Origin of the sequence: Chryseolinea sp. T2 (assembly GCF_037203685.1) — a bacterium.
GTDB lineage: Bacteria > Bacteroidota > Bacteroidia > Cytophagales > Cyclobacteriaceae > Chryseolinea.
In genome coordinates, this window is the sequence record NZ_JBBCAU010000010.1 from 230,520 (window position 1) to 242,449 (window position 11,930).

Sequence of the window (11,930 nt, forward strand, 5' to 3'; positions counted from 1 at the left end):
TCCATGAGTTTGGACGGCCTTTAGTTGCCGTGGTGTAGTTTCTGGAAATGGCATAGCAGCACAAGCGTTTAAGTTTGCGTTGCCTTTGCCATAGACAGTGTCAATATAGTATCTTAGTTTCAAACACCTCAAAAACGAATAGCAAGATGGATCAGTATTTCAATACCATTGAGTATACGGTAGATTGGCGAATGCTAATCAGCTTAATTTCCTTAGCAGTTCTGGTTTTTAAAGGAATTGACAAACTTACTCAGGATTCGAACAAGAATATCAGCATTAAACAAGTCTCGCTCGAAAAACTTCTTGACAAGCCAAACGAGTTGGTTAATGAATTGAATATACTTTTGAATGGGCAACAAATTCAGGGACTAAATAAACTTGAAATAGGAATTCAAAACGAAGGTAAAGAAACGGTTAACGCCACAGACTTTCACATCCTACCAAGAATGGTTCTTGAAGGCTTTGTGAATATTTTTAGCATCAACGTTTCGACTTCCAATGAGTTTACGACCTGCGCAGTCAATTTGATCAACAACAACGAGATAGAATTAAGCATTAACACCTTGGAACCAAAAGACTATTTACGGCTCGAAATCCTGTTCGAAGGTCTATCAGAAGTTCACAACTACCGCCTTCGCTATCGATTCAAAGAACGTAAGCTGGAGGAAGAGGAATACTTGAAAAATTGGCGAATAGACAAGCATTTAGGACAGAAAAGGGACTATGACGCGTTTATGTATATCCTTGTATTCTTAGGTCCAATATTTATTGGCATTACACATTTCATACTTCGTTACGGCGTTAATATTGATACGTCTAATTCCGACAAATTCGCAATCGGATGGAAAGTCCTATACTTTATTCCGGCTGGACTTGTGTGTCTACATTTGATGCTTAAGTGGAATAAAAACATAAGGGCATTTCACTATGGTTACAAGAATGTGAAACAATGGTTTTCTTCAACCACAGAGCACTAGAAATCTGAGAAGGCCGGAAACGAAAATACGGGAAAACCTGATAACCAATGGCAAAGAAAAACAATTCATTAAATAAGTTGGGCGACCTTTCCGTGATGTTTACTAATGTGGTTCCTTTATATTATCCGACAATTCACACCACTCGCATAAATAACAGACTGCAGAACTAATACTCATATGCCGAAATCCAAAACATCAATTGACACAACGCTAAAGCGACTACTAACCAAAAAGCAAATTACACCGCAAGACGTTCAAGAAATAGTCGATGCAGCAACGGAACGCGTTGACTCATTTTATTTTGCAGCCAATCGAATCAGCGATGCTATTTTGACATGCTTAAGACTGAATAAGTTGCTTAAGCCTGAGTTTGCGGAAGCAAACAAACTTAAAGCTGAGGCAATAGCAACTATTAAGAATGAAGCAGGAAAGAATGCGATGGTAGCCTCTGTATCAGCCATAGAGGTTTTCTTTAAAGATTTGATAACAGAGAACGTTGACGGTTGGAGTTCTGCCGGATATGACGAATTGCTTAAGGACAAAATCACTCTGTATGAAGCCTATCACCTGTTTAAGCACGAGAATCTTTCGCGCGAAAGTATTATAGCGGAACATTATAACTTCAGTACCATCGAAAACATTGCTGCGACTATGGACACTCTCACTGGCGGCGGCTTCTATAAGAAGATGATGGATACCAAAGTAGGCAATAAGGGCGAGACATTTGAGAATACATTTTTGGCTGGCCTGCGTGAACTTTATGACCTTAGAAATAGAATTGTACACGAACATAACAAGGGGATTGAAATTAGCTATGAGCAGGCTCTGAGTCTCCCAACTAATGCATTGATTTTTCTGTTGCGTGTCTCTGCTTACATCATTGAAAAGACTCCATTCTAAGCTAGTCTTTTTAACACGTCTTCAAGTTTCCAGTACGCTTCTGTTTTTGGTGCGAACTTGGTATCAATTCAGCGGTTTTCAAGAGTATACTTTTTTCGTTTGTTCTTCAATGCGTTGGCGAATAGCTGCTAATTGTTCTTCAACCAAATTAATCTAAGTAAGGATAATCACCGTCGTAAATGACTCTATAAACCTGCTTTGTACGCAGCTTCTTCAATTCGTCCTTGGCATAGTCGACAACGAGACGACGACGAAACAGCTTGCGAGCTTCGGCCGTATCTCTGCAACCTGCTGATCAGTTAAACCGATTTCGTCCCAAGCATACGTGAACTGTACGTTGTCAACGTTAGGTAACACCTCAACTTTAAGTGTGGCCCTAAACTGTCTAAGAAACGTGAATTTTAACTTGTCTTGGTTGACCAATGCTATCATTTCACTTTCTTATTTCCCTTAGTTATCCGATTCGCGGCACTTACAAGTGCTGCAATTTCCATCCCCAAGTTCCCATTTTTTTCACTATCTTCCGTATTCACCCCGTTACGCCTCATGAACAAACCTGAAAAACGCAGTCCGAACCCCGGAACCACCAAGCCCTATCCATCACTTCGCTTCAGGCATATGTGCAAACTGGCAGAACAAGTCTATGAACTACGTGCTGGCCAATCCCTAAAGCGGGATGAGTTGTTCAGCATGCTCAACCACGGTAATCCTGATAAAGTCAACAGTCAAATTCGTAACATGATCAAGTATGGTTTGTTAGACTCATCACCTGATGCCGAATCTTTCGAATTGTCTGATAGGGCAAAGACCATGTTGAATGGTCAAAGCTCGCCGGCAAGGCAAATGCAGCTAAAGTTCGATATGGCAGTAAGCCGTATCGCAGTATTTAAGATGTTGTATGATTGTTACGTAGACCAACAGGTTCCCGATATTTCAACTGTGGCCGAGCAGTTAAGAGAAATGGACCGCACCGTCAACCGCGCCTCACTTGGTATCGTCGAAACTTTCATCGATAACGTCAAATATCTTGGACTCTTTAAGGTGGTAGGTAAAACCGAAAGGCTGGTTTCGATCGGACAGCATATCACTGATTTGTCGTTGGCTAGCAACTCACAATCCGTCGTGTCTCCGGGTACATTAACAATTAACAGTAACCGTGCTGGCTTCCGAGCCGTGGATGAGTCAGATAACGTCGGTTTTTATCTGGCACCAGTCAACGCACACAATGACGAGGTTTCAAAGCACGCCCACGCAGTTCTCCATTCTATCATTGAACCTGCCCTCAAGGGGCTTGATCTCAAAGTGGCAGTCAGTAGTGGCGTGAGTGGTTCCGAGGGAATTACCGGCGATTTCATTAAAAAGATTATCCAGTCGAAAATTGTTGTTGCAGATCTGTCATTTCATAGTCCGCATGTTTTTTACGCTTTGGCATTAAGACACGCTGCAAGACTGCCGGTAATTCAGTTGATTCGGAAGACCGATAATTTGTTTTTCAACTTTGATCAATCAAGTACCATCGCCATAGAAACATCCGATATCTATACAATGATGGCTAACATCGAATCATATCGGGATCAGGTTTTGGCATCGGCCCGTAAAGCTATTCATGATGCTGAGTCTATTGGCAACCCTATATCGCAAGTATTTCCAAACATGAAATTCAAGGTAGAATTGTAGGCGCCCTATGATACAGTCTATTGAATTACCTCCCTCTGCCTTGATTTTAATAGGATGCGTCGTAGCATTGGGCTTTCTGATTGCTCTTTTAACCCGGCGGATTAAACCAATATTGCGAGCGATGGTTAAGATAGTATTTATTGCCTTGCTGATTTTTCCATTTATAGCACTTGGCCTGGGCGTTTCTATTGCAGACGTCGATCTCTCTGTACACATACACACGGCGAAGTTCCCTTCGTCGTTTGTGAAGTTCATCTGGTTATTCTTTGTTGTGCTGAACATATGCTATTGGCTGCCCGAGTTTGTGAAGTCCATTAAAAAACGGAAAGGGTCATCTGACCAGCGACCGCAGTAGCTCATAGTCAGTGTTAAGATCCCTGCATCTCAACTTGCTGGATTAGATTAAAGAAAACCGAAACAACTCAGGTCTCATTCTGTCACCACAAGAACCTGAGCCTTCTATCCATATTGAGTTTATAGTTCCTCACCACCTGTCATTTCCTCGATGTTCTCTTCCGCATAGCACGTGCCCACGCCTTTAGCCAGGTACCTCTTGTATACGGTCAGAAAATACTGATACAGGCACCGATACCCCAGACGCTGATAGCACGCTGCGGTGAGAAATCGAGAGTCATTGAGAACTCCTTCAGCGCGATCCAATGTAAGATTACAATCGCTGCCACTGCCACATGGTCCTGCATGAATTTCACGCGCAGGTTCGCACATCAGCTTGTTAAGGACTTCGAGGGCGTGCACGTATTCGCCGTTATAAAAAAGTATTTGTGCGCAGGTCCATCGTGTCAATGGACAACCGCCGCAGATTGATATGGCTTTATTGATACTTTGCAGCGCCAGGTCAAAATCGCCTTTTCCATAGTAGGCCCCGGCGAGTACGCCCTGAAGCCAATGATCGGGCTCGGTCTTACGAAGCAGGGAATTTATGATGTCGATCAATGTATCCCAGTCGCCGCTTTCTGAAAGTTCGTCCATGACATCCAAAAACAGTTCCTGACTTATTGTTCTGTTAACCCTGATTTTCGGATGCGAAGTGTATTTATTGCTTGGCTTTTTGTTTTTCATTTTAACTGTGAGTTAGAAATTGAGGAGTAACGTTCTTGTAGAATAGATGATGGTTTGCTTATTCGGGAACCTCGATAACTTCAGTGCTGGGCCTTGGGAAGGCAGGGGACAAGTCCATAAATTACTTGTCCCTTGCCGTTGCCAGGTGTTACCACGAACATGCCGGCGGAAATGGCCTGACTATTGAAGCTTCACGATGCATGCGTTATAAGGTGATCGTCTTCGATCCTTTGTTGCCGGCAAAGTCCTGGGCGATTGCCGTTATAGTACAACCCTTCGTCGCCGCGATTTTTTGTGTCGTTACATAGTCCCAGAAGCAACTTGAGTCCATCATCTGAGATGCCTCTCCGCTTTCGATAAGTTTACCAGCCGAGTCGTGAATTTGGACCATGACGGCAACGACCCAAAAGTCATCTTTTGCGTGTATGCCGACCGTTTCTCCGGCCTGCCCCTGATAACTCTTAGTGAAAATTGATCCGATCTTTGGAGCGGTTAGATAATCACTCACTGCGACGAGATAGGGGGAGTTCATCTTCGAGTTCACACCCGATTCGTACAGCTCTTTGATAGCTATGTCCTTCATTTGTTCCCGCGCATAGAAGGCCGCATCTGAGAATCTGTTTCGTACTGCCTTTTGATTTGTACTTACGGACTTCGTTTTTCGGGGTCTGTTTGCCACGACCACGCCGTTAGGTGTATTCCGGAATACGAGATTTCCCACGCGGCCGCTGATACCCTGGTATGGGCTGCCTGTTGTTCTTATTCTTGCCATAAATGCTGATTCTAAATGGTTTGTTTGATTGTTGAATTGTTTGACTGTTTTTTGCTTGCATTCCGAAACAGAAGTTGATCACCTTTGCTGCTGCCGAAATAGTATCCATAGATATCCTTGGCTATGGCCGCTGCCATGCCGGTAAGGTTACCAATGATGAAACTTTCGTCTGCGTCCAGAAGGCCAACTCCGTTCGCCAGAATGTATCCGGTCATCGAGAAGAAAGCAACGATGGCCATATACGCCAGCACGTCCTGAGTGAAGTTCAGACTTCCGCTTTTCTTTACGTCAACTTCGCGTTGTCGTGCCGATTGAAGATCTGCCAGCGCCGACTTTGCCATTACCTCCGTGTGCTGAATTTCCAGCTCACGAAGTTTGATGTGCAGTGCTTCCTTTTCCTCATTCGTAGTGACCACCTCATCGATGAGTTCTTTAATTCTTCCGAACAGCTTGCCCGAAAGAATGTCGCCTATGATGTCTTTCATGTTTAATAAAGATTGTGTTTAGAAATAGCAGCCCCGTTCCCGACCGGTCAGGTTCGGGGCTGCATGTTTTTCAACTCACTACACGGTTACCGTGTCAGACACCTCGTTACCGGGAATGTCTTTCGCAGTAGCAGTAATGGAAGTTCCAGCAAGCGATGCGTTCACGACTTTTGCCGTGTAGACCCACTCAGGTTGCAGACTACCGGCGACGAGGGATGCCTCGCCGCTTTCTAGTTCACTTCCTGTCGCACTCTTGATGACAATCCAGACTGAAGCAACCCGGAAGTCGTCCGATGCACGTGCTTTGATCACGTCACCTACGGCTCCGCGATATTGCCTGGCATCAATGCCACGAATTCTGGGCTTTGTCAGAAAATCCGAAATGGCCACCGAGTATGGTGAGGTCAACCTTGGCGTTATAGCCGCTTGATACATAGCCAGAGCTTCTGGTACTTTCATCTGCTCACGCGCGTAATAAGCTGCATCCGAAAATTTGTCTCGCACCGCGAGCTGAGTAGCGCTCGGCGGTTTCGTCGTCTTCTTTGGCTTGTTAGCCACAACTGTCCCTAACTTTGATTGGCGGATCACAATGTTGTTACCCAGCTTTCCGCTCACGCCGTTGAGGACGTTGTTGTTTACTGCTTTTGGCATAAAAATTTGGGTTTAAAATTTCGCAACAACACCGACGTAGACTCGGCCGTTAATCATGACACCAGCTGCTGCTTGATACAAAACTGCAACAACCCAAAAAACTGGTTTTGCACTTTTGACCAATCGTGGCCAAACTTTTCCAAACTTTTCATTCTCTCCTCTGAGAATTTTTTCAGACAATTTTGGGTTGCAATAAAAAAAGCTGAATCTGCTGTATTTGAAATGCAGTGAAAAAGAGATGATGATGATAACGAAACATCCATCGATTCCTCATCTCACAGATTATACGATACATTGATGAGTCTTGATTGTAGTAATGCAGCGTCACGGTATTCGATAACGTGGATGAGAGTGTTTCGTGATAAGTATAATGTGATTCTTGCTTGGCGATGTATTTGCCTACGTACATCATTTCATCCCTCAGTCAAATTTTACCTTCTTTAAGAGCAGCTGCGATTCATTGCTCAGACAATCTCCAGTCGATAACTTGGGTTTAGTAAGATTGTCATGCGCACCTTAAACTTTGTCGTGCTGCCAATATGCCAATACGACCATCGCCCGTAATATTTTGAGAGTTGTATTGAAAAGTTGTTAACACCCGCTCCACACTTTTACTCGTAATCCATTACACTTGGATTACACTTGCCGTACGCTTGGTGTACACCTGGCATGCTGCTCCTCAACTCAAATCAATTCCTAACGGTTGTTAAGGAGTGCGCTCCTGATTCAAAAAAAAATATTTGAAATCTTCATAACCCAAATCACCCGCCTTGCGTTACGAAAACTTAGATGCCACGGATAGACGGCTATCGACATTGATGTTGGTACGTTGGATTAAGATGTCGCAGATTAGCCGCAGTTGTTAGAAAGGTGCTCGAAAATGGCTGACGATGAATTGCTCGTCGTCAACTGGTGAAACTAGTTATATGGGTTGTGAGGACAGTTCCCAGTGGTTATTCAACTCGTTGAAACTTAATCAAAACTAGTTTCATATGGATTCCAACAAAAAAAAGAAGAAGAAGAAAAACGTTTCAAACGTTTCACAGCTCGCCAACCTCTATCAGGTAAGCCGGCCAACCATGCGCAAATGGATTCAGCCTTTACTTGGTCAACTCGGAGAAATCACGGGTAGATTATTCAACAGCAGACAGACACGGATTATCATTGGCCATCTTGGTGATCCCGAGTAGAACAAGACGCTAGCGCGACGCGCGGATTATCAGGAAAATTGCTCGTCACCCCAACTTCTTTCAAAGCAATCGGCCCACTAGTATCTGGGAAAAGTTTGAAAAAGTTTGGCCATGATTGGTAAGCACTGGAAAACCTGATTTTCTCGATGTATCATCTTCGCGCCATGCAACAGAACTACCATTCCCATGACAGCTCAGGCAATTGGATTGCCTTCCTGTTCGGCGCGACGTTCAACATCGTCACGCACGTGATTGATTCCGGTCCTGCCAGCTATTTAGTACACGCTATTGCTGGAGGTATCATCTGTCTGACCTTTAAAATGCTTGGCGACTTGTTTGCCCCTTTGGTCCGGCGTATTGGCATTCGTTTATCGAGATGGCTCGAAAGCCTTGTTGACCAATGATCAAAACAGTTGTTAAACATTAAAACTTCAAGCAGATGACACGCAAAGAATACATCATCAAGTACGCGCCCTTCGTAATAAGCGCGCTGAAAGGCACCAAACTCTTTCCGTCAGTTATGATGGCGCAAGCCCTCATCGAAAGTTCAAACAAAGCCGGCATCCCTGGTGAAAGCCTCCTGGCATCGAAGTATAACAATCACTTCGGTATCAAGGCCGACGCCTCATGGGTAGGAGACAAGATTGATCTGAAAACTACGGAGTATGTTAAAGGCGTCGTCAAGACCGTAAAAGCCTGGTTCAGGGTATATGAACATGCACACCACTCTTTCGAGGACAGAATTGTCTTCCTCACAGCGAACCCTCGCTATCAAAAGGGCGGTGTGTTTAACGCTCTTGATGCTTCCCAGCAAACTCTCGCACTACAACGATCAGGCTATGCAACCGACCCAGCCTACGCTTCAAAGCTGATGTCACTCATCACGCGACTTGGACTGGAAGAACTCGACAAAATAGGAGCAGATGTGCTCGACCTGGTGAGGTTCATTAACCGAAGGGGAGGATAAATTAAGAATTAAGAGTTAAGAATTAGCTATCACGACCAGCGGTCGTGGCTTTCAATCAGGCGCAGGCTGGCTGCTAATTCTTAACTCTTAATTCTTAATTCTTAATTTCTCTCGACCCGCTCAAACCTTTTAAACAGAAACACCTTGAGTATTAAAGATTATATTTCCCGCTTCCGTGGTTTTATCAAGGCCCGGCTCCGCACAACCGGTATCTTGCCGTCCGTTGTGATGGCGCATGCGATCTACGAGTCAGCCGATGAAACAGCAAATGCAGGCGAAGGCGTTCACGCCAGCGTTTATAATAATGACACCCGCATGCGCGCTGATTCGAAATGGAAAGGCCCCAAAGTACGCTTGCCCATCCGGACCATCAGTCCAAAGGCTAAGGGTCGGATGGCCTGGTTCAGGGTATACGTCACGGGTGAACAATCCGTCGCCGACCGGATCGACATGCTGCTGAGCAAACGCAAGTCGTGGCCCACGATGTTGTTTTATGACGACACTTTAAAGATGCAGTCAGAAATCTTACAGGCTGCCGTCGTCTCAAACGACCCGCGCTATGGCGAACGCATCGTCCAGATTGTTAACAAGCACAAGCTTTATTGGATGGACACGCGTTGGATCCTGGAATACGTCCTCCGGACCGTAGTCACCATTAGCCTCGTTAGACTTTGCATCTACCTGCTGGGCTTTTGGGACCAGATAGTACCGTGGCGATGAGAATTAAGAATTAAGAGTTAAGAATTATGAATTAGCCGCCAGCCTGCGGCTGATGAAAGCCACGACCGAAGGTCGTGCCTGCTAATTCTTAACTCTTAATTCTTAATTCTTAATTCCTATGTTATCCAATGCAGCGTCTTCCCCTCCACCGGATTTACAAACGGTGTCTTGTTTTGTACTGACATCGACCACGCCCGCTTCAACTCAAAGTACCATCTCGCCTGCGCATCGGGTTCCCCCAATAGCATTAGCGTTGGCTTGCTTTGCAGTCCTTCATTGAGCTTCCTAAACACTCCGAGGTCCTGGTGTATGAACTGTTTACCAAGAAACCTCAGGGGCCACCATAGGTATTTTATAACACTAATGGACGTATAAAAGATGTGATTTAACTCAGTCTCATTTTCATTGATAGGAGTGAGGCACGTAATCGAAACGATCTCACGGTCACCAACCTTGATATGTTCCGTGCGCACTCCGGGCAACTGGAAATTGATCTCAGTCGAGGTTCCGCCCTTCAGCACCGAATAACCCTTCGAGTTCGATGACGGCGCATGACGCACCATCTTAAAACCCATGCCATCGGGCTCGAACTTCTTTTCCTTCAGCTTCAGCTTCTTGGCGGATCGCCAGTACCACGACTGATGTACAAACGTAACGTGTGCCGGATCAATAAGTCCGATAACGGAGTGATCGATATCCGCGGGCATGGTCACGGTCTCTACATGCAGAAAGTCTTTGTCTTTCGGGACAAGCAGATCAGGCAGTCGCTCATCCGCATCCGCTATTTGCAGTTTGTTATGGGGAATGTACACCCAGATGGTGCCATTGATCTCCCGTACGGGATACTGAAATACCTTTATCTTGGAAGCATTGAATTTCTCATCAAACAATGCCGGGATCCCCAGGCATGTTCCTGCCGTATCAAACCTCCAGCCATGATAACAGCATTGGATCTCCTTGCCATCGTACCAGCCCTGAGAAAGTGGCACGCCCCGGTGAGGGCAGTTGTCGCGTAACGCAAACGGCTTACCGTCAGGATCGCGCCCGAACACAATCTTCTCGCCTACGATCTCCCGACCCTGAAGCTTGCCCTTTTCAAGCTTCGACCCATGCATGACGAAGTACCAGAGATTTTTCAGAAAGAGGGATTCGTTCATGCTGCAGTTCTAAAGAGAGCAAGGAAGGCCTATTTGGTCAGGTTTCCAAATTCAACAGGACATCGATTGAACCATAAATTTTCTCGACCTCCAATGCTTATCGCAATCGTTTTCTGTAATTTTCATGCTTTATTATTAAACTTTTAATCCTTTACTTGAAACCAAACTGTAAATCTGAATGAAAAGAAAATTGCGTATGGGAATGGTCGGTGGCGGCCTTACCTCATTTATCGGTCCTGTTCATAGAAAGGCAGCTGGTATCGATGGAGAAATTGAGCTCGTGTGTGGTGCCTTCAGCATCGTTCCGGGTGAATCAAAAGCAACAGGTGACGCTCTTTACCTGAATCCCAATCGCGTTTATGAAACGTACCAGGAAATGTTCGAAGCCGAGAAGAAGCTTCCTGCTGACCAACGCATAGATTTCGTTTCTGTAGTTACCCCCAACCACGTGCACTTCGGCCCCTCCAAGATGGCCCTCGAAAGCGGCTTTCACGTTGTTGTTGAAAAGCCAATCTCTTTCAACCTCGATGAAGCCAAAGAACTTCAGCAGCTGGTAAGCAAGACCGGCCTCCTCCTCGGACTTACTCATACTTATACCGGCTATCCGCTCGTGAAAGAAGCACGAAAGATGGTCGCAGACGGAAAGTTTGGCAAGATCAGAAAAGTGTTCGTTGAATATCCTCAGGGATGGCTCTCTACTCTTCTCGAAGGCACCGGCAACCTCCAGGCTTCATGGCGCACAGACCCTAAGCAATCTGGTATGGGTGGCGCTATCGGCGATATCGGAACTCACGCGGCTAACCTCGCTGAATATATCACAGGCTTGAAGATCACCGAAGTATGCGCGATGCTTAATACAGTCGTGCCAGGTCGCTTGCTTGACGACGACAGCTCTATGTTGATCAAATTCGACAACGGAGCGTCTGGCGTGCTCATGGCTACTCAGGTGGCAGCAGGTGAAGAGAACAACCTCAACATCCGTATCTATGGAGAGAAGGGTGGTCTCGAGTGGAAACAGGAAGAACCAAACTCCATGATCCTCAAGTGGCTCGATCGTCCGAAGGAGATCATCCGCACGGGTATGGGCTACATTTCTCAGGATGCTAAGAACTTCACCCGCACTCCTGCAGGTCACCCTGAAGGATACCTGGAGGCATTTGCTAACATATATCGTGCGTTTACGAAAGCAGTGCGCGACTACAAGCCGGGCGTGAAACTGAATACTAAGGATTATGATTTCCCAGGTGTTGATGACGGTGTTCACGGCATGAGCTTCGTTCAAACAGTTGTCGAGTCCAGCAAGTCCAATCAGAAGTGGACAAAGCTCGACTGATCTTATCCTGATACTTATTCT

14 protein-coding genes are annotated in these 11,930 nt (G+C 45.5%); 9 read left to right on the forward strand and 5 right to left on the reverse strand.

Annotation, left to right across the window (positions count from 1 at the left end):
* Positions 1-146: 146 nt before the first annotated feature.
* From WBG78_RS27270 to WBG78_RS27285, 4 genes are all read left to right on the forward strand, one after another.
* A complete protein-coding gene (locus WBG78_RS27270; RefSeq protein ID WP_337329691.1) occupies positions 147-977 on the forward strand; it encodes a hypothetical protein in 831 nt (276 codons plus the stop codon).
* Positions 978-1,154: 177 nt separating this feature from the next.
* On the forward strand, positions 1,155-1,877 hold the full coding sequence (locus WBG78_RS27275; protein WP_337329692.1) for a HEPN domain-containing protein: 723 nt from the start codon (positions 1,155-1,157) through the stop codon (positions 1,875-1,877).
* Between the two features lie 546 nt (positions 1,878-2,423).
* The gene (locus WBG78_RS27280) at positions 2,424-3,554 is read left to right on the forward strand and encodes a hypothetical protein (RefSeq protein WP_337329693.1); all 1,131 of its coding nucleotides are present in this window, start codon (positions 2,424-2,426) and stop codon (positions 3,552-3,554) included.
* A 121-nt stretch (positions 3,555-3,675) separates the two neighbouring features.
* The gene (locus WBG78_RS27285; protein WP_337329694.1) at positions 3,676-3,909 is read left to right on the forward strand and encodes a hypothetical protein; all 234 of its coding nucleotides are present in this window, start codon (positions 3,676-3,678) and stop codon (positions 3,907-3,909) included.
* Positions 3,910-4,028: 119 nt separating this feature from the next.
* Here the strand turns inward: WBG78_RS27285 and WBG78_RS27290 are convergent, their stop codons facing one another.
* The 4 genes from WBG78_RS27290 to WBG78_RS27305 all read right to left on the reverse strand — a co-directional run bounded on the left by WBG78_RS27290 (position 4,029) and on the right by WBG78_RS27305 (position 6,542).
* On the reverse strand, positions 4,029-4,634 hold the full coding sequence (locus WBG78_RS27290; RefSeq protein WP_337329695.1) for a tetratricopeptide repeat protein: 606 nt from the start codon (positions 4,632-4,634) through the stop codon (positions 4,029-4,031).
* 205 nt (positions 4,635-4,839) lie between these two features.
* Positions 4,840-5,406 (reverse strand): hypothetical protein, encoded by a 567-nt coding sequence (locus tag WBG78_RS27295; protein ID WP_337329696.1) that lies wholly within the window; start codon positions 5,404-5,406, stop codon positions 4,840-4,842.
* 11 nt (positions 5,407-5,417) lie between these two features.
* Positions 5,418-5,891, reverse strand: a complete 474-nt coding sequence (locus WBG78_RS27300; protein WP_337329697.1) for a hypothetical protein — start codon at positions 5,889-5,891, stop codon at positions 5,418-5,420.
* Between the two features lie 78 nt (positions 5,892-5,969).
* A complete protein-coding gene (locus WBG78_RS27305; protein ID WP_337329698.1) occupies positions 5,970-6,542 on the reverse strand; it encodes a hypothetical protein in 573 nt (190 codons plus the stop codon).
* Positions 6,543-7,534: 992 nt separating this feature from the next.
* Here WBG78_RS27305 and WBG78_RS27310 point away from each other — a divergent pair.
* The 4 genes from WBG78_RS27310 (at position 7,535) to WBG78_RS27325 (ending at position 9,419) form a co-directional block, all read left to right on the forward strand.
* Positions 7,535-7,732 (forward strand): hypothetical protein, encoded by a 198-nt coding sequence (locus WBG78_RS27310; protein WP_337329699.1) that lies wholly within the window; start codon positions 7,535-7,537, stop codon positions 7,730-7,732.
* A 146-nt stretch (positions 7,733-7,878) separates the two neighbouring features.
* Positions 7,879-8,136: a hypothetical protein gene (locus WBG78_RS27315; protein WP_337329700.1), complete on the forward strand. Its 258-nt coding sequence runs from the start codon at positions 7,879-7,881 to the stop codon at positions 8,134-8,136.
* Between the two features lie 35 nt (positions 8,137-8,171).
* Positions 8,172-8,699, forward strand: a complete 528-nt coding sequence (locus tag WBG78_RS27320; protein ID WP_337329701.1) for a glycoside hydrolase family 73 protein — start codon at positions 8,172-8,174, stop codon at positions 8,697-8,699.
* 144 nt (positions 8,700-8,843) lie between these two features.
* Complete coding sequence (locus WBG78_RS27325) at positions 8,844-9,419, forward strand: glucosaminidase domain-containing protein (RefSeq protein WP_337329702.1); 576 nt, start codon at positions 8,844-8,846, stop codon at positions 9,417-9,419.
* A gap of 116 nt (positions 9,420-9,535) precedes the next feature.
* Here the strand turns inward: WBG78_RS27325 and WBG78_RS27330 are convergent, their stop codons facing one another.
* Entirely contained in the window at positions 9,536-10,576 is a 1,041-nt protein-coding gene (locus tag WBG78_RS27330) for an aromatic ring-hydroxylating dioxygenase subunit alpha (protein WP_337329703.1), read from the reverse strand.
* Between the two features lie 178 nt (positions 10,577-10,754).
* On the opposite strand from WBG78_RS27330, the gene WBG78_RS27335 reads away from it, so the two are divergent.
* The gene (locus WBG78_RS27335) at positions 10,755-11,909 is read left to right on the forward strand and encodes a Gfo/Idh/MocA family protein (RefSeq protein WP_337329704.1); all 1,155 of its coding nucleotides are present in this window, start codon (positions 10,755-10,757) and stop codon (positions 11,907-11,909) included.
* Positions 11,910-11,930 lie beyond the last annotated feature (21 nt).

Bases quoted from the DNA above. Each gene is read 5' to 3' on its own strand.
- WBG78_RS27285 (WP_337329694.1), top strand. From the start codon at position 3,676: ATGGTTAAGATAGTATTTATTGCCTTGCTGATTTTTCCATTTATAGCA.
- WBG78_RS27315 (WP_337329700.1), top strand. From the start codon at position 7,879: ATGTATCATCTTCGCGCCATGCAACAGAACTACCATTCCCATGACAGC.
- WBG78_RS27295 (WP_337329696.1), bottom strand. From the start codon at position 5,406: ATGGCAAGAATAAGAACAACAGGCAGCCCATACCAGGGTATCAGCGGC.
- WBG78_RS27330 (WP_337329703.1), bottom strand. From the start codon at position 10,576: ATGAACGAATCCCTCTTTCTGAAAAATCTCTGGTACTTCGTCATGCAT.
- WBG78_RS27280 (WP_337329693.1), top strand. From the start codon at position 2,424: ATGAACAAACCTGAAAAACGCAGTCCGAACCCCGGAACCACCAAGCCC.
- WBG78_RS27310 (WP_337329699.1), top strand. From the start codon at position 7,535: ATGGATTCCAACAAAAAAAAGAAGAAGAAGAAAAACGTTTCAAACGTT.
- WBG78_RS27335 (WP_337329704.1), top strand. From the start codon at position 10,755: ATGAAAAGAAAATTGCGTATGGGAATGGTCGGTGGCGGCCTTACCTCA.
- WBG78_RS27275 (WP_337329692.1), top strand. From the start codon at position 1,155: ATGCCGAAATCCAAAACATCAATTGACACAACGCTAAAGCGACTACTA.
- WBG78_RS27290 (WP_337329695.1), bottom strand. From the start codon at position 4,634: ATGAAAAACAAAAAGCCAAGCAATAAATACACTTCGCATCCGAAAATC.
- WBG78_RS27270 (WP_337329691.1), top strand. From the start codon at position 147: ATGGATCAGTATTTCAATACCATTGAGTATACGGTAGATTGGCGAATG.
- WBG78_RS27320 (WP_337329701.1), top strand. From the start codon at position 8,172: ATGACACGCAAAGAATACATCATCAAGTACGCGCCCTTCGTAATAAGC.
- WBG78_RS27305 (WP_337329698.1), bottom strand. From the start codon at position 6,542: ATGCCAAAAGCAGTAAACAACAACGTCCTCAACGGCGTGAGCGGAAAG.
- WBG78_RS27300 (WP_337329697.1), bottom strand. From the start codon at position 5,891: ATGAAAGACATCATAGGCGACATTCTTTCGGGCAAGCTGTTCGGAAGA.